This is a genomic window from Thermodesulfomicrobium sp. WS (assembly GCF_027925145.1).
In the GTDB taxonomy this organism is placed as follows: domain Bacteria; phylum Desulfobacterota; class Desulfovibrionia; order Desulfovibrionales; family Desulfomicrobiaceae; genus Thermodesulfomicrobium.
The window spans coordinates 558,569-584,045 of the sequence record NZ_AP027130.1; the positions used below are offsets into that span (position 1 = coordinate 558,569).

General features: G+C 61.0%; 22 protein-coding genes, 4 tRNA genes and 3 rRNA genes. 12 read left to right on the forward strand and 17 right to left on the reverse strand.

What is annotated here, in order from left to right:
• Positions 1-2: 2 nt before the first annotated feature.
• The 3 genes from QMF81_RS02715 to tsaA form a co-directional block, all read right to left on the reverse strand.
• Entirely contained in the window at positions 3-1,055 is a 1,053-nt protein-coding gene (locus tag QMF81_RS02715; RefSeq protein ID WP_281751799.1) for an RAMP superfamily CRISPR-associated protein, read from the reverse strand.
• Between the two features lie 9 nt (positions 1,056-1,064).
• Entirely contained in the window at positions 1,065-1,982 is a 918-nt protein-coding gene (gene cas6, locus QMF81_RS02720; protein WP_281751801.1) for a CRISPR system precrRNA processing endoribonuclease RAMP protein Cas6, read from the reverse strand.
• Between the two features lie 74 nt (positions 1,983-2,056).
• Positions 2,057-2,554: a tRNA (N6-threonylcarbamoyladenosine(37)-N6)-methyltransferase TrmO gene (tsaA, locus tag QMF81_RS02725; RefSeq protein ID WP_281751803.1), complete on the reverse strand. Its 498-nt coding sequence runs from the start codon at positions 2,552-2,554 to the stop codon at positions 2,057-2,059.
• A 263-nt stretch (positions 2,555-2,817) separates the two neighbouring features.
• On the opposite strand from tsaA, the gene QMF81_RS02730 reads away from it, so the two are divergent.
• The 7 genes from QMF81_RS02730 to rrf all read left to right on the forward strand — a co-directional run bounded on the left by QMF81_RS02730 (position 2,818) and on the right by rrf (position 8,378).
• Positions 2,818-2,894 (forward strand) — tRNA-Pro (locus QMF81_RS02730).
• A 10-nt stretch (positions 2,895-2,904) separates the two neighbouring features.
• A tRNA-Thr gene (locus QMF81_RS02735) sits at positions 2,905-2,980 on the forward strand.
• A gap of 458 nt (positions 2,981-3,438) precedes the next feature.
• A 16S ribosomal RNA gene (locus QMF81_RS02740) occupies positions 3,439-4,992 on the forward strand.
• Positions 4,993-5,045: 53 nt separating this feature from the next.
• Positions 5,046-5,122, forward strand: a tRNA-Ile gene (locus tag QMF81_RS02745).
• A gap of 3 nt (positions 5,123-5,125) precedes the next feature.
• Positions 5,126-5,201 (forward strand) — tRNA-Ala (locus QMF81_RS02750).
• 95 nt (positions 5,202-5,296) lie between these two features.
• Positions 5,297-8,235: ribosomal RNA gene (locus QMF81_RS02755) — 23S ribosomal RNA — on the forward strand.
• 28 nt (positions 8,236-8,263) lie between these two features.
• Positions 8,264-8,378, forward strand: a 5S ribosomal RNA gene (rrf, locus tag QMF81_RS02760).
• The 16S, 23S and 5S rRNA genes sit together here with 4 tRNA genes alongside, the layout of an rRNA operon.
• Positions 8,379-8,701: 323 nt before the next feature.
• On the opposite strand, the gene ispH is transcribed toward rrf, so the two are convergent.
• The 13 genes from ispH to QMF81_RS02825 all read right to left on the reverse strand — a co-directional run bounded on the left by ispH (position 8,702) and on the right by QMF81_RS02825 (position 19,895).
• Entirely contained in the window at positions 8,702-9,538 is an 837-nt protein-coding gene (gene ispH, locus QMF81_RS02765; protein ID WP_281751805.1) for a 4-hydroxy-3-methylbut-2-enyl diphosphate reductase, read from the reverse strand.
• Positions 9,535-10,497, reverse strand: a complete 963-nt coding sequence (locus QMF81_RS02770; RefSeq protein WP_281751807.1) for a tRNA-dihydrouridine synthase family protein — start codon at positions 10,495-10,497, stop codon at positions 9,535-9,537. The genes ispH and QMF81_RS02770 overlap by 4 nt, the downstream gene beginning before the upstream one ends.
• 167 nt (positions 10,498-10,664) lie before the next feature.
• Positions 10,665-11,084, reverse strand: coding sequence for a hypothetical protein (locus tag QMF81_RS02775; RefSeq protein ID WP_281751809.1), 420 nt, complete (start codon positions 11,082-11,084; stop codon positions 10,665-10,667).
• 2 nt (positions 11,085-11,086) lie between these two features.
• The gene (locus QMF81_RS02780; protein WP_281751811.1) at positions 11,087-11,386 is read right to left on the reverse strand and encodes a hypothetical protein; all 300 of its coding nucleotides are present in this window, start codon (positions 11,384-11,386) and stop codon (positions 11,087-11,089) included.
• Positions 11,387-11,390: 4 nt separating this feature from the next.
• Positions 11,391-12,095: a flagellar basal body-associated FliL family protein gene (locus QMF81_RS02785; RefSeq protein ID WP_281751813.1), complete on the reverse strand. Its 705-nt coding sequence runs from the start codon at positions 12,093-12,095 to the stop codon at positions 11,391-11,393.
• A gap of 8 nt (positions 12,096-12,103) precedes the next feature.
• Positions 12,104-12,484 (reverse strand): chemotaxis response regulator CheY, encoded by a 381-nt coding sequence (locus tag QMF81_RS02790; protein WP_281751815.1) that lies wholly within the window; start codon positions 12,482-12,484, stop codon positions 12,104-12,106.
• A gap of 18 nt (positions 12,485-12,502) precedes the next feature.
• On the reverse strand, positions 12,503-13,219 hold the full coding sequence (locus tag QMF81_RS02795; protein WP_281751817.1) for a FliA/WhiG family RNA polymerase sigma factor: 717 nt from the start codon (positions 13,217-13,219) through the stop codon (positions 12,503-12,505).
• Entirely contained in the window at positions 13,206-14,021 is an 816-nt protein-coding gene (locus tag QMF81_RS02800) for a MinD/ParA family protein (RefSeq protein WP_281752913.1), read from the reverse strand. Before QMF81_RS02800 ends, QMF81_RS02795 begins: the two co-directional genes overlap by 14 nt.
• A gap of 14 nt (positions 14,022-14,035) precedes the next feature.
• Complete coding sequence (locus QMF81_RS02805; protein ID WP_281751818.1) at positions 14,036-15,079, reverse strand: hypothetical protein; 1,044 nt, start codon at positions 15,077-15,079, stop codon at positions 14,036-14,038.
• A gap of 3 nt (positions 15,080-15,082) precedes the next feature.
• Positions 15,083-17,173 carry a flagellar biosynthesis protein FlhA gene (gene flhA / locus QMF81_RS02810; RefSeq protein ID WP_281751820.1) on the reverse strand — a complete coding sequence of 697 codons (2,091 nt, stop codon included), beginning with the start codon at positions 17,171-17,173 and terminating at the stop codon, positions 15,083-15,085.
• Between the two features lie 27 nt (positions 17,174-17,200).
• A complete protein-coding gene (gene flhB, locus QMF81_RS02815) occupies positions 17,201-18,268 on the reverse strand; it encodes a flagellar biosynthesis protein FlhB (protein WP_281751822.1) in 1,068 nt (355 codons plus the stop codon).
• 3 nt (positions 18,269-18,271) lie between these two features.
• On the reverse strand, positions 18,272-19,051 hold the full coding sequence (gene fliR, locus QMF81_RS02820) for a flagellar biosynthetic protein FliR (RefSeq protein WP_281751824.1): 780 nt from the start codon (positions 19,049-19,051) through the stop codon (positions 18,272-18,274).
• Positions 19,052-19,133: 82 nt separating this feature from the next.
• Positions 19,134-19,895: a tRNA 2-thiocytidine biosynthesis TtcA family protein gene (locus QMF81_RS02825; RefSeq protein ID WP_281751826.1), complete on the reverse strand. Its 762-nt coding sequence runs from the start codon at positions 19,893-19,895 to the stop codon at positions 19,134-19,136.
• A 178-nt stretch (positions 19,896-20,073) separates the two neighbouring features.
• Between QMF81_RS02825 and rpoZ the strand changes: the two genes are divergently transcribed.
• From rpoZ to moaC, 3 genes are read left to right on the forward strand one after another with little or no spacing between them, the layout of a single operon-like run.
• Positions 20,074-20,307 (forward strand): DNA-directed RNA polymerase subunit omega, encoded by a 234-nt coding sequence (rpoZ, locus tag QMF81_RS02830; RefSeq protein ID WP_281751828.1) that lies wholly within the window; start codon positions 20,074-20,076, stop codon positions 20,305-20,307.
• Positions 20,307-21,407: a molecular chaperone DnaJ gene (dnaJ, locus tag QMF81_RS02835; RefSeq protein WP_281751830.1), complete on the forward strand. Its 1,101-nt coding sequence runs from the start codon at positions 20,307-20,309 to the stop codon at positions 21,405-21,407. The genes rpoZ and dnaJ overlap by 1 nt, the downstream gene beginning before the upstream one ends.
• A 9-nt stretch (positions 21,408-21,416) precedes the next feature.
• Complete coding sequence (gene moaC / locus QMF81_RS02840) at positions 21,417-21,899, forward strand: cyclic pyranopterin monophosphate synthase MoaC (protein ID WP_281751832.1); 483 nt, start codon at positions 21,417-21,419, stop codon at positions 21,897-21,899.
• Positions 21,900-21,969: 70 nt separating this feature from the next.
• Here the strand turns inward: moaC and serS are convergent, their stop codons facing one another.
• The gene (gene serS / locus QMF81_RS02845) at positions 21,970-23,244 is read right to left on the reverse strand and encodes a serine--tRNA ligase (protein WP_281751834.1); all 1,275 of its coding nucleotides are present in this window, start codon (positions 23,242-23,244) and stop codon (positions 21,970-21,972) included.
• A 211-nt stretch (positions 23,245-23,455) separates the two neighbouring features.
• Here serS and groES point away from each other — a divergent pair, with 211 nt between their 5' ends.
• Both groES and groL read left to right on the forward strand, forming a co-directional pair.
• Positions 23,456-23,746 carry a co-chaperone GroES gene (groES, locus tag QMF81_RS02850; protein ID WP_281751836.1) on the forward strand — a complete coding sequence of 97 codons (291 nt, stop codon included), beginning with the start codon at positions 23,456-23,458 and terminating at the stop codon, positions 23,744-23,746.
• A gap of 44 nt (positions 23,747-23,790) precedes the next feature.
• Positions 23,791-25,428: a chaperonin GroEL gene (groL, locus tag QMF81_RS02855; protein ID WP_281751838.1), complete on the forward strand. Its 1,638-nt coding sequence runs from the start codon at positions 23,791-23,793 to the stop codon at positions 25,426-25,428.
• Positions 25,429-25,477 lie beyond the last annotated feature (49 nt).

The window sequence follows — 25,477 nt, forward strand, 5'->3', positions numbered from 1 at the left end:
GGTTACTCCGAAATGCGCTGCAGTTTTGATTCTGAAGAGCTGTCGAGGAAATGGTGAACCTTCTTCCAAATGCGAATGAAGGTTTCTTCTTGAGGTTTGAAGGATGCAGGCGGGAGATGGGGCATATGAAAGATGACGCCTACCACCTGTTGATCTTTGCTGCGCCGAACCTTGAAACGGAGTTGGTTGGGGAGGCGGCAATTGCCCCAGGCCGCTACGCTGTGCCTCGTGACCGGGTAGGCGAGCCAATGTCGGTCTTCTGGAGATCCTTCTCCTGCGGTGAAGCGGAATTGCGTCCGCAGATTGATTTTGATGGTGGCGAGGGTTTTCATCAGACTCTGCCAATCAGAATGCGGCTCGGTCTGCCAGATGAGTGCGCCTTGGTCGTCTTGGCCGATCGCCTGGGGCCAATCGCTTTGCAGGCACTTACGCCAGTCCCGTAGGGGGATTAGTCCCGAAAGGGCAAACGCCCCTTCTTGCGGCTGAAGCACATAGGATCCCCATCCATTGCGGGACCGACCACCAAGGGTTCCAAAGCGGTCCATGAGCCAGAGGGCGTGCTCCACGAGGGGCGCTTCCTCTTCTGGGTAGGCGATGGACAGTGTGGCGGATTCGTCGGCCTGGATGGCGGCATTGGCCTTGAGTTTGGGACTGCGTTCGCCCCGGGGAAGCGTGAGGGGGCCGTAGCCGAGGTAGAGGTCGCTTCCCACAGGGAACCGTACTTCGGGGTGAGAGACCTGGCTGAGTGGGGACCAGGATCGCTGTTTTCCTTCTTCCCAGGAGCTCAGTCGCAGCAGGACATGGCTTTTGCAGAATGCACCATCGAGCCATGCATTGCCAAAAATTTTGCCTTCTATTTCGCGCATTTTGGCTATATCGACGCAAAAATTTGTGCTTGCAGCATACGCCACGCGCCACCATTGGCGGAGATTGGCCTTGATAGGTGGGGTTCGCCATCGGCCGCTTTGTTGGGCATCCCCAAGGAATGCAGGGGTAATAAAGGATAACAGAAATTTTTGTTTTTTCATTTTCATGGGTTGCTCCCTCTCCGCCATACGGTTTTCTTACTCAATGACTCGGTATTCCATCCATCCCAGTCCGAATGTAGTTTGTTTGCCTATTCGTAAAACTTCCGCTGCCGTCAATAGGGGAGTGAATTCCGTGAGGTCGCCGCGGTAGAGAATTCTGCCGGTCAGTCCGCCCAAAAGCATTTCCCGCTCTTGGCGGCTGGAGAAGCGGCGATGGTCGATCCACTCCAGCTCGTCGCGCGCGGTGGTGATGGAGGCCGCCCGCTTGGCCAGTCCGCGGTAGTCCAGGGGCGGCTCGCCTGCGCCAAAGGCGTGAAAAAGGCTGGAGACACGCCGTAAAGCACCCCGTATGAGCACGTCGAAGGGCAGCTTTCCTGCGAGATGGTTGTCCGCCTTGAGGCGTACCGGCGTGCGCCAGCGCACTTCCACGGCACGGGCCGGAACTGGAGGGATTTGGGCGAGATCCAGCTCGTCGGGGGCAGTGCCCTGGAGCACGTGGGGACTGCGGGCGTCGTAGATGCGCTGGCCGCGGTACGAGACCGCCTGCAGGGCAAAGCGCGCCCGGGGCCGCACTTCTCCTCGGCCGATCCCCGATTGCCCCATGCGCTCAAAAGCTGCGATGAAATACGGGAGATACTCTGTGGCCGACCCGAAGAGGATCAGCGAAAAGTCGAACGATTCTCCTTTGCGGAAGGCCCGCTCTCGGGTTGTTGGGGGGATGATGGCATAGGGATGCGGCGCCAGGCCGTGGGCGTCGTTGGTAGTGGGCTCGAACACCGTGGGATAGATGCAGCGGCTTCGCACGAGGCAAATGCGGCAGTCCCGCTCTCCCATGGGGCAGGCCACCCGCTTGAGGGCCCAGCCAAAGGCGCCGCGAAAGGTCGAGCCTTTGAATTCCGGGAGCACGGCGTTTTCTTCGAACACGGCATGAAAGTCGTATTGGGCAAGGCGCATGGGTCCTCCTGGAGAGTGTGTACGGGAGTCGGCAGGATTTTTTTGCGTACCCGGAGGGGATGTCCGGCCTTGGGTTAGGGGTGTCTTTGGGGCGCGAATCTCGTGTCCGCGCGGGCCGTTGCGGCGTGGGCGTCCTTTCCTTCGAGCCATCCGGAACGGGCCGGGCCTGGGCAGTCAAAGGCCGGCACGTAAGGTTTGATGTCCAAAAGCGGCGTGCCGTCGATCACGTCGATCCCCCGCACCCAAAGCACCGTTTCTTCCCGCCGCAAAAGCTGGACGACGGAAAGGCCGATGGCATTGGGCCGAGCCGGTGCCCGCGTGGCAAAAACCCCATGCACTGCAGTGTCGAGAAAGGGGACGACCAGCGGCTTCCACGGGCCGCTTCGGTGGAAGTGGTAGAGGAGAATGAGATGGGAAAACCCCTCAATGTCGTGCAGGGCTTGGGCGTAGCAGGCGTCGAGCTCGACGCGGCCTTCCACGTCCGCCGCGCCTGTGGGCTGGATGGGGACGCCGCAGGCCTCGGAGAAGGGGGTGCGGAGGATGCCAATGGGGTGGTAGGTGATTGAGGACATAAGGAAACCTCGCAACGGATTGGAGAGGCATGCGTCCTTTCCAGGGAGGCGTGTGCTGCAGCCGTGGAGAGGATGCGTCCTGGGGTGGTTGTGAACGCATTGGCTCATAGAGAAATTTTGCCGGACCGGGAAGGGTCGCGCTCCGGCAAAAGAAAGACGGGGAATCTCCTGGCGGGGACGCTGGCTTGGGAGCGAAATGCTTGCGACGGCAAAAAAGTGTTTGACAAAGTCCGCGCCGGACGCCTAGAAGCGCCTTCCGTTGTCGGGATGTAGCGCAGTCTGGGAGCGCACTTGAATGGGGTTCAAGGGGCCGGAGGTTCAAATCCTCTCATCCCGACCACGACGGCATCGCCCACATAGCTCAGTAGGTAGAGCGCGTCCTTGGTAAGGACGAGGTCAGCAGTTCAATCCTGCTTGTGGGCTCCAGCGAATCCGCCGGCCCATAAGGGCCGGCTTTTTGATTCGGTGTCGTGCGGGGCGCGTTGTGGCGCGAGAGAGGGGGTTGGTCTGCTTGTTCCTTGAAAAGAATGGGCTTTTAAGAACAATCCCGATTCTTGCAATTTTTTCTTGACCGCTGTTTGGTTTTTTCTCTAAAGGTTTTCTTCCCGCGAGCGAGCAGGTCTTGCCCGTGGGGTTCTTGGAAAGGCAAAGGAGTTTTGGGTCGGGGCGAAAAAGTCCTTGACAGCGGAGGGTGGTGCTCTGTAGGGGGTGCGTCCCTTCGGGAGGGGGCTGGATGGCCCCGGAAAAAAAACTCCTTGACAGGGGGTGGGGGTCTCGGTAGAGGCGCCGACCTCGCGCCCGGAAGGGCAACGGTCTTTGACAAATAAATAGCGAGAAGAACCAAAGGTAAGGTTTCTACGGCAACTTGGTTGCCTTGACGTTTCAAACTGGAGAGTTTGATTCTGGCTCAGAATGAACGCTGGCGGCGTGCCTAACACATGCAAGTCGGACGCGAACGGGGCTTCGGCCCTCAGTAGAGTGGCGCACGGGTGAGTAACGCGTAGGTAATCTCCCTCTGGATTGGGGATAACTCTGCGAAAGCGGAGCTAATACCGAATGGTCTGGCTTTATTTCGATGAAGTCGGTAAAGGATGCCTCTGCATATGCATCTGTCCAGAGATGAGCCTGCGTCCCATTAGCTAGTTGGTAGGGTAAAGGCCTACCAAGGCGACGATGGGTAGCTGGTCTGAGAGGATGATCAGCCACACTGGAACTGGAACACGGTCCAGACTCCTACGGGAGGCAGCAGTGGGGAATATTGGGCAATGGGCGCAAGCCTGACCCAGCAACGCCGTGTGAGGGATGAAGGCCTTCGGGTCGTAAACCTCTGTCAGAAGGGAAGAACGGGCACAGTTCGAATAGGGCTGTGTTGTGACGGTACCTTCAGAGGAAGCACCGGCTAACTCCGTGCCAGCAGCCGCGGTAATACGGAGGGTGCGAGCGTTATTCGGAATCACTGGGCGTAAAGGGCGCGTAGGCGGCCTGGTAAGTCAGGGGTGAAATCCCACGGCTCAACCGTGGAATTGCCTTTGAAACTGCTGGGCTTGGATCCTGGAGAGGGTGGCGGAATTCCTGGTGTAGGAGTGAAATCCGTAGATATCAGGAGGAACACCGGTGGCGAAGGCGGCCACCTGGACAGGTATCGACGCTGAGGCGCGAAAGTGTGGGGAGCAAACAGGATTAGATACCCTGGTAGTCCACACCGTAAACGATGGATACTAGGTGTTGGGGGCATGACCCTCAGTGCCGGAGCTAACGCGTTAAGTATCCCGCCTGGGGAGTACGGTCGCAAGGCTGAAACTCAAAGAAATTGACGGGGGCCCGCACAAGCGGTGGAGTATGTGGTTTAATTCGATGCAACGCGAAGAACCTTACCTGGGCTTGACATCCTGGGAATCCTGCAGAGATGCGGGAGTGCCCTTCGGGGAACCCAGAGACAGGTGCTGCATGGCTGTCGTCAGCTCGTGCCGTGAGGTGTTGGGTTAAGTCCCGCAACGAGCGCAACCCTTGTTCCGAGTTGCTACCAGGTAAAGCTGGGCACTCTCGGGAGACTGCCCGGGTCAACCGGGAGGAAGGTGGGGACGACGTCAAGTCATCATGGCCCTTACGCCCAGGGCTACACACGTACTACAATGGCGAGTACAAAGGGCAGCGATACCGTGAGGTGGAGCGAATCCCAAAAAACTCGTCGTAGTCCGGATTGCAGTCTGCAACTCGACTGCATGAAGTTGGAATCGCTAGTAATCGCGGATCAGCATGCCGCGGTGAATACGTTCCCGGGCCTTGTACACACCGCCCGTCACACCACGAAAGTCGGTTCTCCCCGAAGTCGCCGGACTAACCCGCAAGGGAGGTAGGCGCCTACGGTAGGGCTGGTAATTGGGGTGAAGTCGTAACAAGGTAGCCGTAGGGGAACCTGCGGCTGGATCACCTCCTTATCGGAAGAGTTCTTCTCGCTATTTACTTGCAAGGGTTGTTGTCCTTGCGGTGGGGGCTTGTAGCTCAGGTGGTCAGAGCGCACGCCTGATAAGCGTGAGGTCGGAAGTTCAAGTCTTCCCAGGCCCACCAAGTGGGGGTGTAGCTCAGCTGGGAGAGCGCCTGCCTTGCACGCAGGAGGTCATCAGTTCGAACCTGTTCACCTCCACCACAACAAGGTTTGCCCTTGGGTCCTCGAGCGAGGTATCGCTAGGGGACATGAGCGGAAAGCTTGTGGTTCATTGACAGAAGAATAGAGGGAAAGAGAGATACGGAAATAAGGGCATACGGTGGATGCCTTGGTGCCAGGAGGCGATGAAGGACGTGGGAGGCTGCGATAAGCCTCGGGGAGCTGCCAAACAAGCGATGATCCGGGGATTTCCCAATGGGGCAACCCGGCTGGAGTCATGTCCAGTCATCCTGCGGCTGAATCCATAGGCTGCAGGAGGCGAACTCGGGGAAGTGAAACATCTCAGTACCCGAAGGAGAAGAAATCAAGAGAGATTCTGTGAGTAGCGGCGAGCGAAAGCGGAGGAGCCTAAACCACGCAGCATGCTGTGTGGGGTTGGAGGGCCCCCGGAATCGATCCATGAGTAGATAGCAGAAGGGTCTGGAAAGGCCCACCAGAGAGAGTGAGAGTCTCGTATGCGAAATCGAAAGTGGCGAGGGGGGTACCTGAGTAGGGCGGGACACGTGCAATCCCGTTTGAATCTGGGAGGACCATCTTCCAAGGCTAAATACTCCCTGGCGACCGATAGTGGACCAGTACCGTGAGGGAAAGGTGAAAAGAACCCCAGTGAGGGGAGTGCAAAAGAACCTGAAACCGTATGCCTACAAGCAGTGGGAGCACCTTTGGGTGTGACCGCGTGCCTTTTGCATAATGGGCCAGTGAGTTCATCTGTAGTGCGAGGTTAAGCCGCGAGGTGGAGCCGTAGCGAAAGCGAGTCTGAATAGGGCGTTGAGTACTGCGGATTAGACCCGAAGCCGGGTGATCTATCCATGAGCAGGTTGAAGCTTGGGTAAAGCCAAGTGGAGGACCGAACCGTTGTAAGTTGAAAATTACTCGGATGACTTGTGGATAGGGGTGAAAGGCCAATCAAACTCGGTGATAGCTGGTTCTCTCCGAAATATATTGAGGTATAGCCTCGGGAGTTTCCTTTTGGAGGTAGAGCACTGACAGGGCTAGGGGGCTTACCCGCTTACCAAACCCTATCAAACTCCGAATGCCAGAAGGTGAATCCCGGGAGTCAGACCGCGGGTGATAAGGTTCGTGGTCGAGAGGGAAAGAGCCCAGACCGACAGCTAAGGTCCCCAAGTCCATGCTCAGTGGGAAAGGAGGTGGGGTCGCTTGGACAGCCAGGAGGTTGGCTTAGAAGCAGCCATCCTTTAAAGAAAGCGTAATAGCTCACTGGTCGAGCGACCCTGCGCCGAAAATGTAACGGGGCTAAGCATGGCGCCGAAGCTTCGGAATCAGGCGTAGGTCTGATTGGTAGGAGAGCGTTCTCTGCGGGTTGAAGGAGTACCGGGAGGTGCTGTGGACTGCAGAGAAGTGACTATGCTGGCATGAGTAACGAGAAAACAGGTGAAAAACCTGTTCGCCGTAAACCCAAGGTTTCCTGGGTAAAGATAATCTTCCCAGGGTAAGTCGGCCCCTAAGGCGAGGCGGAAACGCGTAGCTGATGGGAAACGGGTTAATATTCCCGTACCTGTGGTGCCTTGTTGGAGCGAAGGGGGGACGCAGGAGGGTAGGTGGTCCGGGTGTTGGAATACCCGGTGCAAGCGAGTAGGAGGGCTTCTTAGGCAAATCCGGGAAGCCGATACCTCTGAGACGTGATGCCGAGCCGTTAGGCGAAGCCACTGAGCCCATGCTGCCAAGAAAATCCTCGTAGCGAGAGGTGCTGCAGACCGTACCGGAAACCGACACAGGTGGGTGGGGTGAGTAACCCAAGGCGTTTGAGCGAACTCTGGTTAAGGAACTCGGCAAAATGACCCCGTAACTTCGGGAGAAGGGGTGCCACTTTGGGTGAGCGTATTGACTATGCGAGCTTGGAGTGGTCGCAGAGAAGTGGCGGTGGCGACTGTTTACTAAAAACACAGGACTCTGCGAAGTCGGAAGACGACGTATAGGGTCTGACGCCTGCCCGGTGCTGGAAGGTTAAGAGGAGAGGTTAGCCGCAAGGCGAAGCTTTGAATCGAAGCCCCAGTAAACGGCGGCCGTAACTATAACGGTCCTAAGGTAGCGAAATTCCTTGTCGGGTAAGTTCCGACCTGCACGAATGGCGTAACGATCTCCGCGCTGTCTCAACCAGAGGCTCAGTGAAATTGAATTGGCGGTGAAGATGCCGTCTCCCCGCAGAAAGACGGAAAGACCCTGTGCACCTTTACTACAGCTTGACATTGGATCTTGGACTATCATGTGTAGGATAGGTGGGAGGCTGTGAAGCGGGTACGCCAGTATTCGTGGAGCCGTCGTTGAAATACCACCCTTGGTGGTTTAGGATTCTAATCCCAACCCGTGAGCCGGGTGGGAGACAGTGTCTGGTGGGTAGTTTGACTGGGGCGGTCGCCTCCCAAAGAGTAACGGAGGCGCACAAAGGTTCCCTCAGGCTGATTGGAAACCAGCCGTTGAGTGCAAACGCATAAGGGAGCTTGACTGTGAGACTGACAAGTCGAGCAGGGACGAAAGTCGGTGTTAGTGATCCGGTGGTTCCGCATGGAAGGGCCATCGCTCATCGGATAAAAGGTACGCCGGGGATAACAGGCTGATCGCGTCCAAGAGTTCACATCGACGACGCGGTTTGGCACCTCGATGTCGGCTCATCACATCCTGGGGCTGGAGCAGGTCCCAAGGGTACGGCTGTTCGCCGTTTAAAGTGGTACGCGAGCTGGGTTTAAAACGTCGTGAGACAGTTTGGTCCCTATCTTCTGTGGGCGTAGGAGAGTTGAGTGGGTCTGCTCCTAGTACGAGAGGACCGGAGTGGACGATCCTCTAGTGGACCTGTTGTCGCGCCAGCGGCACAGCAGGGTAGCTATGATCGGAAGAGATAACCGCTGAAAGCATCTAAGCGGGAAGCCGTCCACGAGATGAGCTCTCCCTGCCGTAAGGCAGTAAGATCCCAGGGAGACTACCTGGTAGATAGGCCGGGAGTGTACGTGCGGTAACGCATTGAGCTGACCGGTACTAATGGATCGAGTGACGTATCTCTCTTCTCTCTATTATTCTTATATTTTTCTCCTGGCGGTCATAGCGGAGGTGTCCCACCCGAACCCATTCCGAACTCGGCAGTGAAACCCTCCAGCGCCGATGCTACTGCGGGCCTTCCCGTGGGAAAGTAGGTCGCTGCCAGGAGTTTTTTTTCCCAAAAAAACGCCCCCACCCAGGGGCGTTTTTTGCTCGCCCGAACCATCCCTCCTTCCTTCCCCGTGGACCGTGAAACACGGCCCGTTTTCCAGCAGCGGATAGGCCGCGTTCAATCCACGCCCCGCGTGGAACAGTGGCGCGAGCCACATGAACCAGGCGTACCGCAAGGCGTACTTTGATCGTCTGGGACTGGTATCGGTGCGCGACACCGTGCGACGACTCCCGTGTGTTTCATGAACTGCCGGATGCGCAGCCGCACGTCCGGTGGGGTGAGAGGACGGCGGAGGTGACCCCGCCTCCTCCTCGATTGGCTAGAGTCTGCGGAGGGCGTCCACGACCGCGTCGATGATCCACGCAGGGGTGGATGCCCCGGCGGTCACCCCGATGGTGGTGAAGGTTGCCATCTCGGCCGGCAGTTCGGCCGCGGTTTCCACGTGCCAGGTGGGCCGGCCGCATTCGGCGCCGATTTGCGCCAGGCGTCGGGTATTGCCGCTGTTTTTCCCCCCTACCACCACGAGTCCGTCCACCTGGCGGCACAGGGCGCGCACCTCGTCTTGGCGCAGCTTGGTGGCGTCGCAAATGGTGTCCAGGACGGTGAGCTCCGGGATCCGGGCCTGGAGCAGGGCCGCGATGCGGCGAAATTCCGTGCGGTCTTGGGTGGTCTGGGCGGCAAGCACCGCTGGGCCGAAGGGATGCGGGAGGCAGTCGAGCTCCTCGGCGCTCTGGAAGACCACGGCCCGCTCTGCGCGGCTTTTGAGCCCCTGCACCTCGGGGTGATCGGGCTCGCCGAAGAGGAGCAGCGGCGTCCCCTTGTGGCAATGGCGTTCGATGAGCACCTGCGCCTTTTTCACCTTGGGACAGGTGGCGTCCACCACGGTCAGCGGGCGTTGGGCTAGGGCGCGCGCGGTGTCCACCGGGATGCCGTGGGCACGCACCAGGACCACGGCATGGTCGGGGATCTCTTCGAGGCTGTGGGCCACGCGCACCCCGCGCTGGTGGTAGCGGGCAAGCACCTGGGGGTTATGGATGATGGGGCCTAGGGTGACGATGGTGCGGCCTGGGTGCTCGGCCATGGCCTGGTCCAATTGGCGCAGGGCCCGGGCAACCCCCATACAAAAGCCCGCGGTCTTGGCGAGGATGATGTTCATGGGTCCTCCTTGAGATCGGCGATGCAGGTCAGGGCCTCCTCCCAGGTGGAGCAGTGGATGAGGCGGGTGCGGATGGCGCGCGCCTGGGGCATGCCCCGGAAAAAGCGGGGGGCGAGGGTGCGTAGCTGCAAGAGCCCTTGGCGCGGAGAGCCCCATTGGTGGTGGAGGGCTGCGAGGCGGGCGATGCACTCGTGGATGGAGGCGAGACTTCGGGCAGGCGGCGGGGTGCCGCGCATGAGCGCGGTGAAGCGCGCAAAGATGGCCGGATCCCCCATGGCGCCGCGGGCGAACATCACCCCGTCCACGCCGGTTGTCTCCAGACAGCGAACGCCATCCTCAGCGGTGAAGAGGTCCCCGCTGGCAAGCACCGGAAGGGCCACGGTCGCTTTGAGGCGGCGCAGGTGTTCGGTGCGGGCGGTTCCGGAAAACCCTTGGCTGGCGGTGCGCGGGTGCAGCGTGATCCAGCCGACGCCCACGGCTTCCAGGCGGCGGGCGATGTCCAGGTAGGTGTGCTGGGTTTCGTTCCAGCCAAGGCGCAGCTTGACGCCTACCGCATTGCGTCCTGCGGCGGCCACCATGGCCTCGGCCGCGGCGCTGATGCGGCCAGGGTCCCGGAGCAAGGCCGCCCCAGCGCCGGTCTTGGTCACCTTGGGCACGGCGCACCCGGCATTGAGGTCGAACCACAAAAACCCCTGCTGACGCAACCGCGCCGTGGCCTTGCCGAGGACTTCCGGCTCCGCGCCAAAGAGCTGCACCACGAGCGGGTGGTCTTCCGGACAGGTGGCAAGGAGATCCGCAGTGCCGGAAGATCCCAGGAGCAGCCCCTTGGCGCTCACCATTTCCGTGACCGCCACAGCGCAGCCGTGCTCCCGGCAAAGCAGCCGAAACGGCAGGTTGGAGTAGCCTGCCAGCGGCGCAAGCCACGGTTGCAGCGCAGAGATCGGAGGGGGGTGCACCATGGCCCAAGCCTACAAAGAGGGCCAGGAAAGTCAAAGATTGGGTGTCCGCAGCTCGAGGGTTTTTGGGACACCGTGTTGCGTTCGTACCGCGGGCGTGCGTTGCATGGGCCTTCAGAGGGGAGAGGCGCTTCAAGACCGGCCTTGATCTCTCGGAAATCGGTGACGGCCTACCGCCCTTCGCTCTCCAAGATGAGTTCCACTTCGTCCACGGTCAGACCTGTGGATTGGGCCAGGGCTTGGGGGGACTGGCCGCGGCGTCGGCCGCTGACGATGATATGACGCAAGAATTCCGGTGACTTGGTGTAGCGTTCCGCCTCTTGGAGTAATCGGCGCAGATGGGTGGCGGTTTGGGTGAGTTGGGCGTCAAGCCGGGCGAGCTCTTCTTGGCGCTCGGCGAAACTGGCCACCAGCTCTTGCTCCAACCGGGTGTTCCAGGCGAGCTTTTCCATGAATTCGCTCTGGCGTTCTTGCAGGGTGCGGATGAGCGCCTCGGATTGCCGCAGCCGCAGGTACAGAAAAATCGCCACCGCAGCCAAGAGCACTTCCACTACCGAAGAGGCGAGCAGGATCCCCACGGGCCAGTCCATGGTTATACCTCGGTATCCAGGAGGCGGCCGCGTTGGGGCTCGCCGTCTTCTGCTGCCAAGAAAGCCTCGCGCCCCTGCGGGGACGATGGCGATCCCGTGAGGGACTCTTGCCGCCGTGCTGCGCTCTGTTGGGCGCTTTTGTGCATTTTTTGGACACGGTTTTTTTGGAGCTCGGTCTTTTTTTGCACGATATCGCCAGCCAAAGATTGAAAGATCTCTGGATGCGCCTGCATCAGGTGGTGGAGTTGCTGGGCATTGGGGATTTGGGCCAGCAGCGTGGCGAGATCGATAGAATGGACCATGGGGTTACCGAATGACGTATTCGTCGATCAATAGGGTTTCGATCTGGCCGTTTCCGAGGTATTGATTCATGACCGCAAGGATGTCCTCTTTGAGTTTCTCGGCGTTTTTGGTGTCACTGAGAAAAGAGAGCCCTTTGTTGCGGAGATAGTAATACACCGCGTCACGCAAGATGATCTTTTTCCGCCGCACTTCCCACTCTAAGATATCCGGTATGCCGCTGATGGAAAATTTGCAGGTAAGAAAACGCGTTGTTCCGTTGTGATCGTATTCGACCATGAACGGCTCAAAGGTGATGGTGTGCAGCGTGATGGGCTTTTCCTGTGGCGGCTTTTGGGGCTTTTTTTCTTCTTTGGACGGTGGCGGTGGAGGCGGCGGAGTGGCTTCTTTGGTAGGGAGAAGAAGATATACGACAAGCCCGCCGAGCAGAAAAAGCAGTACCCCCGCTGCGGCAAGCACGGCCGGGCGCTTCCAGAGTGGGGGTTTGGCGGGGGCTGGGGCTGATTCCGGTTGGGGCGCTGGGGGCGGTGCTTCCGGCTCCGGGGCCTTGGGCTTGGGCTCTTCTTCCTCCACGTCGAGGAAGAGGGCGTCGTCCAGATCCAGTTCAACCTTTTGCAGGCCCCGCGGCACGTCCTCCGCAAGCTTCTCCGTATCCAAGGTGGCCTTGTCATCGGCCTGAGGAGGCGCCATCAGGCTCAGGAGGACGCGCATGGGTCAGGTCATTCGAAAATCTTATTGATTTTTTGCTGCAGGGTTTCCGCGGTGAACGGCTTGACGATGTAATTGGAGACTTTGGCCTGCACCGCTTCGATGATGTTCTCCTGCTGGGCTTCGGCCGTGACCATGAGGAAGGGCAGATCGGCGAACTCTTCGCTGGCCCGGACTTTGCGCAAAAGCTCGATGCCCGTCATGTTGGGCATGTTCCAGTCGGAAATGATGAAATCGATTTGATCCTTGTTGAGGATTTCCCATGCAGTGGTGCCGTCATCGGCCTCGACGATATTGTTGAAGCCCAACTGGCGGAGGATGTTTTTGATGATGCGGCGCATGGTGGAAAAATCATCGACGATGAGCACCCGCATGTTGGTGTTGACCGGCATGAACGCCTCCGTGGTGTGTCAGAAGTTGCCGTAGGTTTCGCAAAACCATGATCGGAGTTTCCGCGTGGCCTGGGAGTGGAGCTGGGAAACCCGGCCCTCGGTGATGTCGAGCACCTGGGCGATTTCCTTCATATTGAGCTCCTCGATATAGTAGAGCCCCAGGACCATCTTTTCCTTGAACGTCAGCTTATCGACGAGCCCCGCCACCTTGTCAATGAGCTCCTGGTGCGCCACCTGTGCCTCCGGCGAGACCGCATCCTCGGGGACGCCGCATGTTTCCTGAATCGCCTCCAGGCTGAGGACCACCTGGGCGTTGAGGGCCTCCAGGGCGCATTCCAGGTCTTCTTCAGGGATATCGCAGAGTTCCTGCAGCGCTTGACGGCTTGGCGCATGCCCGTGGCTGCGTTCATACTCGAGCATGATGGTTTGGAGCTTCTTGATGCGGCCCCGCAGCCCCCGGGAGTACCAGTCCATGCCGCGCAAGGTGTCCAGCATGGCGCCGCGGATGCGCGCCTCGGCAAAGGTCTCGAAACGGATGCCGCGCTCCGGGGTGAATTTTTCCATGGCCTCCATGAGCCCGACTGCGCCGCTGGAAATGAGCTCCTGCAGGTCCACGTGGCCGGGCAGACGCGCCTTGAAATGCAGGGCGATGGCCTTGATGCGCGGCGCCAGCTGGCGGGCCAAGCGGTCCTTGTCCGCCGCCGAGAGCGTTTCTCGGGGCTTAGGCGCCGGCAAAGAGGAGTCGTTTCCAGAAGAACTTGATGTTGCCATCGGCGTGCTCCTGGGGCCTCCACGCAGCCATGGTCTGGGCAAGGTGCGCGACCGCCGTGGCTGCCGGGCTGTCGGGTGCGTGGACGCATACCGGAACTTGGTGGGTGACGGCCCGGCGTACGGCGGCATCTTGCGGGACAACACCCAGAAAGTCCAGGGAGACGCCCTCGAGAAAGTGGTCACACGCCCCGGCCAGGCGGGCGAACACGTCCTTGGCCTCGCGGTCGCTGGCCGCCATGTTGACGACCACATGGAAGCGGCCCACCCCGTGGCGCAGGTGGAGCACCTTGATAAGGGCGTAGGCGTCGGTGAGGGAGGTGGGCTCCGGGGTGAGTACGAGCAGGCGCTCTTGGGCGGCGACGTTGAAGTAGAGCACGGTGTCCCCCACGCCGGCTCCGGTATCCACGAGCAGGATGTCCACCTGGTCTTCCAACTCGTCCATGGCGGCGAGGAGTTCCAGCTTTTGGCCCGTGGACAGGGCGGTGAGTTCGGTGCCGCCGCTGGTGGCCGGCAGGATGGAGAAGCCGTAGCCTGAGGGGCACAAGATGGCATCCACGCCCATACCTTCAAAGATGTGGCCGAGGTTGCGCTCCGGAGTCAGGCCGAGGAGGACGTCCACGTTGGCCAGTCCCAGATCCGCATCCAGAAGGATACAGCGTTTGCCCAGTTGGGCAAGCTGGATGGCCAGGTTCACGGCGAGATTGGTTTTGCCTACGCCGCCTTTGCCGGAAGTGATGGAGCAGACCACGGGTACGGTTGGTGTCATGGCGTCGGTATGGCTCATGCCGGGTTAGGGTGGGGCAGTTCATGGCGCAGCACCAAGCGCCACAGGTCTCGGGCCGAGGGGGCGGCGAGGGTGTTTTTGATCTCCGCGCCCACGGAAACCAGGGACACCGGAAGCTGGGTGCGTACCGCCTGATTGACGATTTGGCCAAAATTACAGGCTTCGTCGAGCTTCGTCCAGACGATGCTTGCGGTGCGGGGGCCAAGGAAGCGCTGCATGAAGGCGCGGGTCTGGGCTTCGGAGAAAAGCGGCGCCAGCACGGCATGCAGCAGGGCTTCTTGGGCCAGGGGGGCGGGCAATGCGTCCAGGGTGGCTGGCGAGGCGTCCACGAGCAGGCAATCGAAATCCTTGGGCGCAGGCCAGCCTTCGCGCAGGGCGTCGCAAAAGGCGATGCCCGAAAGCTCGGCGTAGTGGCGCAGCACCAGGCGTCCTTGGTTGCCCGCGGCGTGGGCGAGGAGCACGCGGGTTTGGGGCTGGGTGCGTTTGAGGTGCAGCGCCAGGCGCAGGATCACGCTGCTGGTCCCACATCCCGATGGGCCGGCAAAGAGGTGCACGCGTCCTGGCCATGGGGACGACCACCATGGCCGCACCGGCGTGAGCCCTTGGAGCACGGACAGGATGGGCTCGGTGGGCGCGGTGCGGAAGCGTTCGGCCAGCGACAGGCGGACGCTGTCCTCCACGCCTTCGCGTTCGAGGGTATCGAGAAGGGCGCGGTGGCGGGGCGAGAGCATGGTCGTGTCCAGCCCTGGCTTGAGGACGGCCATGAGGTGGCGGCGCAAGAGCTCCCATTCCGCGCGCAGGGCCGCAGCGTCACCGGGCGCGGTGGCCGTGGGCGCCAGGAGGTCGGTGGGCTCGGCTGCAGGCGTCTTAGGGGCTTGGGGCGGGAGGGGCGTTTCCCGGGCGGCCATGATCTCCACCCACGAACCGTCGTCTTTGGTGACGGTCTTGGTGCCGAGGATGATGGCGTCTGTCCCGAGCTCGGCCTTGATGCGCCCCATGACTTCCGTGGCGCTGCGGCCCACATAGGTTTTGACCTGCACGGCTTATACCTCCACCACTGCCACCGATTCCAAACGGATGTCCGGGGGGATCTCTGCCTGGGAGATCACCGGGACCGTCGGGAGAAAGCGGTTCAAGAGTTGCGCCAGGTGCATCCGAATGGGCGGCGAGACCAGGAGCACGGTTTGCCCCTCTGCCACCATGCCTTTTTCCGCGGCCTTGCCAACGGCCTGGATGATGCGGTGGGCGAGGCCAGGCTCCATGGCCAGGTAGGTGCCGGAGTCGCTGCGCTGGATGCTTTCCTGGAAGGTGGCCTCGATATTCGGGGAGAGGGTGATGATGGGCAGGGTCTTGCCGCCGCCCAGATAGGGCTTCACCACAGTGCGGGCCATGCGCTGGCGCACGTATTCCGTCAGCTGGTCGGGGTCCTTGATCATGGTGCCGTAGTCGGCCAAGGTCTCCACGATGGTGAGGAGATCGCGGATGGAGACCCCTTCGCGCACGAGGTTCTGGAGCACTTTTTGGACCGAGCCGAGGGGCAGGATGGTGGGCACCAGCTCTTCCACGGCCTTGGGGGCGCGCTGGGCCAGGTTGTCCAGCAGGGATTGGACTTCTTGGCGCCCCAAGAACTCGTGGAGATTGCGCCGGAAGACCTCGGTGAGGTGGGTGGCCACCACGGTGGCGGGGTCCACCACGGTGTAGCCGGCCATGATGGCCTCGTCCTTTTGGGCTTCGGGGATCCACAGGGCCGGAAGGTTGAAGGCCGGCTCCAGGGTCTCCACGCCCTTGATCTTGTGGCGGGCGTCGCCGGGGTCCATGGCCAAGTAGTGGTCGATGAGGATTTCCGCGCCTGCCACGCGGTTGCCCTTGATGAGCACGGCGTATTCGCCGGGTTTGAGCTGGAGGTTGTCGCGCAGGTGCAGCGCCGGCACCACCACGCCCATGTCCAGGGCGAATTGGCGGCGGATGGAGCGGATGCGGGAAAGCAGGGTGCCGTTTTGCTCTTCGTCCACCAAGGGGATGAGGCCGTAGCCCACTTCCAGCTCCATGATGTCGAGCGGCAAGAGGTTGAGCGCTTCTTCCGGGCTGTCCGGGGCGGCCTTGGCGGATTTGCCTTTCTTGGCGTCCGCCGTGGGGCTTTCCGCCTGGATGCGGGCGATGGCCCGGGCCATGAGGAAGAGCAGTCCCGCCAAGGTGGAGAAGGCCACGAAGGGCATGCCCGGCACAAGGGCAAACAGTATGAGCACGCCGGAGACCAAACGCAGCGCCCGGGGATGGTTGGTGAGCTGGCCGATGATCTCCTCGCCCATCTTGGCCTCGGCCGCAGCGCGGCTTACGATGATGCCAGCCGAGGTGGAGATGATGAGCGAAGGGATGGTGGAGACCAGGCCATCGCCGATGGTCAGCAGCGTATAGGTGCGGGCGGCTTCCATCCAGTCCATGTTTTTTTGCAGCACGCCGATGAAAAATCCACCCACGATGTTCACGAAGGTGATGAACATACCGGCGTTGACGTCTCCGGAGACGAATTTGCCCGCGCCGTCCATGGCGCCGTAGAAATCCGCCTCGCGGCGCAGGTTTTCCCGCTGGCGGGTGGCTTCCTGTTCGTCGATGAGCCCGGCGTTGAGGTCCGCCTCGATGGCCATCTGCTTGCCCGGCATGGCGTCCAGGGTGAAGCGGGCCGCCACTTCGGCGATGCGGGTGGTACCGGTGACGATGACCGTCTTGTTGAGGATGAAGAGGATGAGGAAGATGACGATGCCGATGGCGTAATTGCCGCCCACCACGAATTCGCCGAAGGTTTGGATCACGGAGCCTGCGGCGTCGGTGCCTTTGTCGCCGTGGAGCAGGATGAGGCGGGTGGAGGCCACGTTGAGGGCCAGGCGCAGCAGGGTGGTCACCAGGAGCACGGTGGGGAATACCGAAAACTCCAGGGGCGAGCGCATGAACATGGAGGTGATGAGGATGACCAGGGCAAAGGAGATGGAGAACGCCAGCATCATGTCCAGCACCAGCGTGGGCAGCGGAATGAGCATGACGAACAGGATGGTGACCACCCCGCCGGCCAAGAGGATGTCGCCTTGGCGGGTGAAGCGGGTGTAGTCGATGTCGAGGGAGAGTGTCCTGGTCGCCATTTTTCTGACATGCCTCCGGGGGCGCGTTTAGTTTCTGCGTGGCCGGATTTTGTAGATTTGCGCAAGGAGTGCGGCCACGGCCTGGTAGAGATCCTCGGGGATGGTCTGCCCCACGTCCACGCTTTTATACAAAGCACGTGCCAGGGGCTTGTTCTCGCGGATGGGCACTCCATGCTGGCGGGCCAGTTCGCGGATGCGCTCTGCCAGCGCCCCGGCGCCCTTGGCCACCACGATGGGCGCTGGCGCCTCCTTGGGGTCGTAGCGCAAGGCAACGGCCAGGTGGGTGGGGTTGGTGACCACCACGTCCGCCTTGGGGACTTCCTGCATCATGCGCTGTTTCATCACCGCCAGCATCTTTTGGCGCTGTTTGCTCTTGATGACCGGATCGCCTTCTGCCTGCTTGCGTTCATCCTTGACCTCGTGCTTGGTCATCTTGATGTTTTCCTCATAGTCCCAGCGGGTGTAGAGGAGGTCGGCGATGCCGATGAGCAGCATGGGCACCAGGGCATAGCGGAACATGTCCGCGCTGGTCGTCAGGATGTAGGCCGCGATGGACTCCGGGGTTTGGTAGGCCAGCGGCAGGACTTCGCCAAAGGCCCGGCGCAGCACGAGGTAGGGGCCGATGGCCACGGCAGCGGCCATGAGGGCGCTTTTGGCCAGGCGGATGAAGGTGTCCTTGGAAATCAAGATCCGCTTGAGCCCGGCGACGAGGTTGAACACCTGGAGTTTGGGCCGGAACACCTTGGGCGCCCAGAGCTTTCCCACTTGGAGGCGCAAGGTGAGGTACGCGGCCCCGGCCACGGTGAGGAGCACCGGCGCCACCATTAGGGCGGTGCTCACAAGACAGCGCTGGAAGAGTGCGTAGGTGGCGGCTGGGGTGAGTTCGAAGCGCATGCCTTCGGTGAAGAACCAGTGCATGAGCGAACCCATTTCCTGGTAGAGAAAGGGGATGCTCGTCTGCAGTGCCACCAGGCCGGCGAGCAGCGTGATGGGCTTGGGCAGTTCCTGGCTTTTGGGGACATTGCCTTCGGAGCGGACCTTGCGGCGTCGCTTGGGGGTGGCGGCTTCGGTGCGGCTCGGGTCACGTTGGGCCATGGGCTACCTCATCATCCCGAGCATGCGGGACATGGTTTGTGGCAGATCCGTGACAAAGGCATCCATGGCCAGGGCCATGAGCTCCAGGAGCAGCACCAGAAAGGCAAATCCCACAGCGGTCTTGATGGGAAAGCCCATGACGAGGACGTTCATCTGTGGGGAAGCGCGGGACACCAACGCCAGGGCCAAGTCCACCAGCAGCAGTGCCGCCAGCACCGGGGCGGCGATCTGGATGGCGGTGACGAAGATGCCCGCGGAAAGTTGCAGGATGTTTTGGCTGAGCGCCTCGGAGACCAGGAGGCGTCCCGGCGGGATGAGGTCAAAGCTGCGGATCACCCCGGAGAGCAGCACCAAATGGCCGTTCATGGCAAGAAACACCAGGGCTGCGGTCATGTAGAGGAAATGGGCGGTGATGGCTTCCGAGGTGCCGGACTCGGGGTCGATGGCGTTGACCATGGTAAAGCCCATCTGGAAGCCGATGATCTGGCCGCCGGTCTGGATGGCGGCGAAAATGAGACGCACCACGAGCCCCAGGATGAGTCCCAAAAGGACTTCGCCCAAAAGGATGAGGGCCAGGGAAAACGGATGGGCCGGAAGTTCGCCGCCGTAATTGGTGAGCCGTGGCCACAGGGCAACGGTGAGCACCAGACAGAGCGCCGCCTTGGCGGGTGCCGGCAGCCCTTGGCCCCCAAAAAAGGGGAGCAGAAAGAGGATGACGCTGATGCGCAGCAGGGCAAAGAGAAAGCCGAGAAAGAGGTGGGCGTCGAGGGGAAAGAGCTCCATGCCGGGCTCCTAGCAAGAACATTGCCAGGCTCGGGGAGGGCTTGGAGGGGCGCGGCGGTAGCCTAGGGGGGTCTGGGAGATGTCAGGACGTTGGCAGGATGCTGCGAAGCGTTTCCTCCACCTGCCAGCGCTGCAGCCCCTGAAAGACGTTGGTGAGAAGTCGATGCTCGTGCTGGCAGAGGGTGCGTACTGCGTCGAGCATGCGGCTGCGGGCTGTGTCGTCTTTGGAAGGGCAGGGGTTCTCCCAGACCGGAAGGCCCCACTTGCGGGCCGCCTGGCTAATGAGCTTTTTTTCCACCAGGATCAGGGGCCGGATCATGGTGAGTTGGCCGCCAAAATAGTGTTCCTTGGGCATGAGCCCGTACACTTTGCCGGTTTGCACGAGATTGAGAAAAAACGTGACGACGAGGTCGTCGGCGTTGTGCCCCATGGCCAGGTGGGTGAGCCTATACTGGCGACACAGGGCAAAGAGGCGTTTGCGCCGCAGATGGGCACAATAAAAGCACGGGGATTTTTCGCGGTTTTCCGGCGAATGGGCTCGGGGGCCGAAATCGGTGACCTCCACGTGGCAGGCGAGTCCATGCCGCTGCGCCCACTGGACCAAGGGCGCGTGATTTTCCGGGGCAAAACCGGGGTTGAGGTGCAGGATCATGAGCTCCACAGGAAAGGGCAAGATGCGCTGGCGCAGGAGGAGTACTTGCAGGAGAACCCAACTATCCACCCCACCGGAGACGGCAATGCCGATGCGCGCCCCGGGATGAGTCATGCCGAGGCGCTGCATAGCTTTGCCTGCCAAGCGCAGGCAGCGTTCTTGCACGAAATGGAGTTTTCCCCATTGGGCCATCGATGCTCCAGAGATTTGACAGCAGACGTTGATGCTTTAGGAAGAAACCAGTCGTGACGGATTTTTGCGGCGGACGCCGGGAATCGTCATTGACAGCGCATCTTTCCTGGTCATACCATGACATTCTTTTGGCACGCCGGGCATGCTCGGCCGTGCTTTTTGGGACACGGGAGGAGAAATGGCCAGAATCACTGTGGAAGATTGTTTGGAAAAGGTCAACAACCGCTTCTTGATTGTGCAGATGGCCATCAAGCGGGTCAAGCAATATCATGAAGGCTACTTGCCTCTCATCGAGAGCAAGAACAAGGAAGTGGTGACGGCCTTGCGGGAGATCGCGGAGGGCAAGGTGCTGCCGGACGTGGAGCGCCTTGAGGATCTGAAATTTGTTGTGGAAGACGACGTGGAAGTCTGATGGCGAAGCGGGACTACTACGAAATCTTGGGCGTGGATCGCTTAGCGTCGGCGGAGGAGATCAAGAGCGCTTACCGCAAGCTGGCGTTCCAGTACCATCCGGACCGTAACCCCGATGATCCGGAGGCGGAAGAAAAGTTCAAAGAGGCTGCCGAGGCCTACGAAGTGCTGGGAGATCCGGAAAAGCGGGCCCAGTACGATCGCTTTGGGCACGCTGGCATCAATGGCCAGGGGTTTGGCAGCCACTTTGAGAGTGCTGAGGACGTCTTCAGTGCCTTTAGCGATATCTTTGGGGAGTTTTTTGGATTCAGCGCCGCGAGTCGGCGGCGGCCAAGCCAGGGTGCCAGCCTGCGCTATAACCTTACGATTTCGTTTCGTGACGCGGCCAAAGGCACGGAGGTGGAGATCCAGATCCCCAAGCGGGATGTGTGCGATGAATGCCACGGATCGGGCGCTGCCCCCGGTCATAGCCCGCAGCCCTGCCGGCATTGCGGCGGCGTGGGGCAGATCACCCAGTCGCAGGGGTTTTTCCGGATTTCGGTGCCCTGCCCAGTGTGCCGGGGGGAGGGGACGGTCATCACCCATCCGTGCCCCAAGTGCCGTGGCCGGGGGATTGTACAGGTCTCGAAGACTCTCAAGGTACGTGTCCCTCCGGGGGTGGACAGCGGCAGCCGCTTGCGTGTGCGCGGCGAAGGCGAGCCGGGAGAAAACGGCGGGCCGGCTGGGGACCTTTTTGTGGTCCTCTACGTGGAAGAAGACCCGGTATTTTCCCGTCAAGGTCAGGACCTGGTGGTGCGCACCGAGATTTCGGTGGTGCAGGCCATCTTGGGTGCCAAGATCGAGGTCCCGACCCTGGATGATCCGGTGAGCGTGGATATCCCCAAGGGCACGCAGCCGGGCAAGGTGCTGCGCATCCCGGGTTTGGGGCTTCCGCGCCTGGGCGGCGGCCCCCAGGGCGACCTGCTGGTGGAGGTGATGGTGCGGATTCCCACTTCCGTGACCAAACGTCAGGAAGAGCTCCTGCGGGAGTTCGAGAAGTTGGAAGAAGACCGCCCCTTCAACCGGGTCAAGGACTTTTTCAAAAAGGCCATGGGCGACTAGGGGGGAACTGTGGAAAAACAGCCGTTTTCGCATCTCGATGCCCAGGGCGCGGCGCGCATGGTGGACGTATCGGCCAAGGCCGATACCGTGCGCCGGGCCGTGGTGCGTACGCGGGTGGAGCTTTCCGCATCCACATTCGCCCTCCTGCAGGACAAGGCCCTGCCCAAGGGAGATGTGCTCACCGTGGCCAAGATCGCGGGGATCATGGCCGCCAAAAAGACCGCGGACCTCATCCCCTTGTGTCATCCCCTTGCCTTGGCGGCGGTGGACGTGCGCTTTGACCTCGACCCCCAGGCCGCATGCGTGCACATTGAGGCCGAGGCCTGCGCTGTGGGGCCCACGGGCGTGGAGATGGAGGCCTTGGTGGCAGCCCAGGTGGCGGCCATGACCATTTACGATATGTGCAAGGCCGTGCAGCGGGATATCCGCATCACGGATTGCCGCTTGGTCCATAAAAGCGGCGGCAAAAGCGGTACCTTTGAAGCGTCGTAGCCCAAGAGGCTCCGGGCGGTGGGCAGCAGCGTCCCGAGGCGGAAGCCTTTCCGCCTCGGGACGTGTGGTTTTAGAAGGGGATGGTGGTGGCGCCGCCGAGATAGGGCTGCAGGGCCTCAGGCACGCGCACGGTGCCGTCCGCCTGCTGGTAGTTCTCCAAGATAGCGACCATGGTGCGCCCTATGGCAAGGCCGGAACCATTGAGGGTATGCACCAGCGCCGACTTCTTGGCGCCCTTGGGCCGGAACCGGATGCCGGCGCGGCGGGCTTGAAAGTCTTCGAAATTGGAGCACGAGGAAATCTCCCGGTAGGTGGCCTGTCCGGGCAGCCATACCTCGATGTCGTAGGTCTTGGCTGCAGAGAATCCGAGATCGCCGGAGCAGAGGGTGACCACGCGGTAGGCAAGCCCCAGCCGCTGCAAAATGGCTTCGGCATGCGTCACTAAAAGCTCCAACTCGTCGTAGGAAGTGTCCGGGTGGGCGAGGCGCACCAGCTCCACTTTATGGAATTGGTGCTGGCGGATGATGCCTTTGGTGTCTTTGCCGTAGGAGCCCGCCTCGGAGCGGAAACACGGGGTGAAGGCGCACAAACCCATGGGCAGATCGGCTTCGTCCAGGGTGGTGTCGCGGAAGATGTTGGTGACCGGGACTTCCGCCGTGGGGATGAGGTAGTAGTCCGTGCCGGTGAGATGGAAGAGGTCCTCTTCGAATTTGGGCAGCTGCCCGGTGCCGATGAGGCTTGCCCGATTGACGATCACTGGCGGCAGCACTTCCTGGTAGCCGTGCTCCTGGGTTTGGACGTCCAGCATGAAGCTGATGAGCGCCCGCTCCAGCCGGGCGGCCCAGCCGCGCAGGAGCACGAAGCGGCTGCCGGTGATCTTGGCTGCGGTCTCGAAGTCGAGCCCGCCCAGAAGCGCGCCGATTTCCCAATGTTCTTTGGGAGTAAAGGAGAACTGCGGGGGTATGCCCCAGCGGCGCACCTCGGTGTTGTCGGCGTCGGAGCTGCCTTCAGGCACCGAGGCATGCGGGATATTGGGAATGGTGAGAAGCATCTCTTGGAACTGGGCGTCCACGGCGGAGCAGCGTTCATCCAATTCCTTGATGCGCTGGGAAAGCGTTCCCAGCTCCGCCATCAGGGCGGAGGCGTCTTCGCCTGCGCGTTTTTTCCGGGCGACTTCTTGAGAGGCCTGGTTGCGCTGCGCCTTGAGGGTTTCCACTTCCGTAGTGAGCTGCCGGCGGGTTTCGTCCAGGGCGAGCAGGGCGTCCAGATCGATGGTCGCCCGGCGCAGGTGCAGGGCCCTGCGGACGATCTCTGGGCTGGTGCGCAGGAGTTTGCTGTCGAGCATAGGGTATCTCCAGGAAAAAAATCGTGGGAAACCCAAAATTTCTATCCCCCTGTGTCCTAAAGCACAAGGCCAGGGAAGGGGGCGCGAAAAAATTTTTCTCCCTGCCCTTGACTGGCCGGGATGCGGTTTTATTGGAGGCTTCGTCTTCGTGGTCAGCCCTGCTGGCCCCATCTTTTTCGGACAAATAAACCATCGCTATGGAGGATTCTGTATGCAGCTCAAACCGTTGCACGACCGTATCTTGGTGAAGCGCCTGGAAGAAGAGCAGGTGACCAAAGGCGGCATCATCATCCCGGACTCGGCCAAGGAAAAGCCCATCAAGGGTGAAGTGGTGGCCGTGGGTCAGGGCAAGACCGCTGATGATGGCAAGCTCATCCCCATGAACGTCAAGAAAGGCGACAAGGTCATCTTCAACAAGTACGCCGGCACGGAGATCAAGATCGAGGGCGAGGAATTCCTCATCATGCGTGAAGATGACGTCCTGGCCATCATCGAAGGTTAGTTTTCTTCTCTTCCAGCACCCTATCTTTTTAAGGAGTCGAGAATATGGCTGCCAAAGTCATTAAGTTTGATGTCAAGGCTCGTGAGCGTTTGAAAAAAGGTGTGGATACCCTGGCGGATGCCGTGAAGGTCACTCTTGGTCCCAAGGGCCGCAACGTGGTCATCGAAAAGTCCTTTGGCTCTCCGGTGATCACCAAAGACGGCGTGACCGTGGCCAAGGAGATCGAGCTGGAAGACAAGTTCGAGAACATGGGCGCCCAGATGGTGAAGGAAGTGGCGTCCAAGACCTCGGACGTGGCTGGCGACGGCACCACCACGGCCACCATCCTCGCCCAGTCCATCTTCCACGAGGGCGTGAAGCTGGTGGCTGCCGGCCGCAACCCCATGGCCATCAAGCGCGGCATCGACAAGGCGGTGGACGCGGTGGTGGCGGCCTTGGACAAGCTGGCCAAACCCACGCGGGATCAGAAGGAGATCGCCCAGGTGGGCACCATCTCCGCCAACAACGACGCCACCATCGGTAACATCATCGCCGAGGCCATGAGCAAGGTGGGCAAAGAGGGCGTCATCACCGTGGAGGAGGCCAAGGGCCTGGAAACCACCCTTGAGGTGGTGGAGGGCATGCAGTTCGACCGCGGTTACCTCTCCCCCTACTTCGTCACCAATCCCGACAAGATGGTGTGCGAGCTCGATTCGCCCCTCATCCTCATCAACGAGAAGAAGATTTCCAATATGAAGGAGCTCCTGCCCATTTTGGAGCAGGTGGCCAAGATGGGCAAACCGCTGCTCATCATCGCGGAAGACGTGGAAGGCGAGGCCTTGGCGACCCTGGTGGTCAACAAGCTGCGCGGCACCCTGCAGGTGGTGGCGGTGAAGGCCCCGGGCTTTGGCGAGCGCCGCAAGGCCATGCTTCAGGACATCGCCATCCTCACCGGTGGTGAAGTGGTGTCCGAGGACTTGGGCGTGAAGCTGGAGAGCATTACCCTCAACCAGTTGGGCCGCGCCAAGCGCATCGTGGTGGACAAAGAGAATACCACCATCGTGGACGGCGCTGGTGATCCCGAGAAGATCAAGGCCCGCGTGAAGCAGATCCGCACCGAAATCGAGGAGACCACCTCGGATTACGACCGCGAGAAGCTCCAGGAGCGCCTGGCCAAGATCGTGGGTGGTGTGGCCGTGATCAACGTCGGTGCTGCCACCGAGACCGAGATGAAGGAAAAGAAGGCGCGCGTGGAAGACGCCCTCAACGCCACCCGCGCTGCGGTGGAAGAAGGCATCGTCCCCGGCGGTGGCGTGGCCTTGGTGCGCTGCCAGTCGGCCCTGAACGACGTCAAGGCTTCCGATGACGACGAGGCCGCGGGTGTGGAAGTGGTGCGCCGCGCCATGGAGGCCCCGCTGCGTCAGATCTGCGCCAACGCGGGCGTGGAAGGTGCGGTGGTCATCGAGAAGGTGCGCGAAGGTGCCGAGTCCTTTGGCTACAACGCCGCTACCGGCGAGTACGAGGACCTCATCGCCGCGGGCGTCATCGATCCCAAGAAGGTGACCCGTATCGCGCTGCAGAACGCCGCTTCGGTGGCGGGACTGCTCCTCACCACCGAGTGCGCCATTGCCGAGAAGCCCAAGGAGGAGACTCCGGCGGCTGGCCATGGTGGCATGGGTGGCGGCATGGGCGGCATGTACTAAGCCGCAGCACAAGCGAAATGATCGGCCGGGGTTCTGCTCCGGCCGTTTT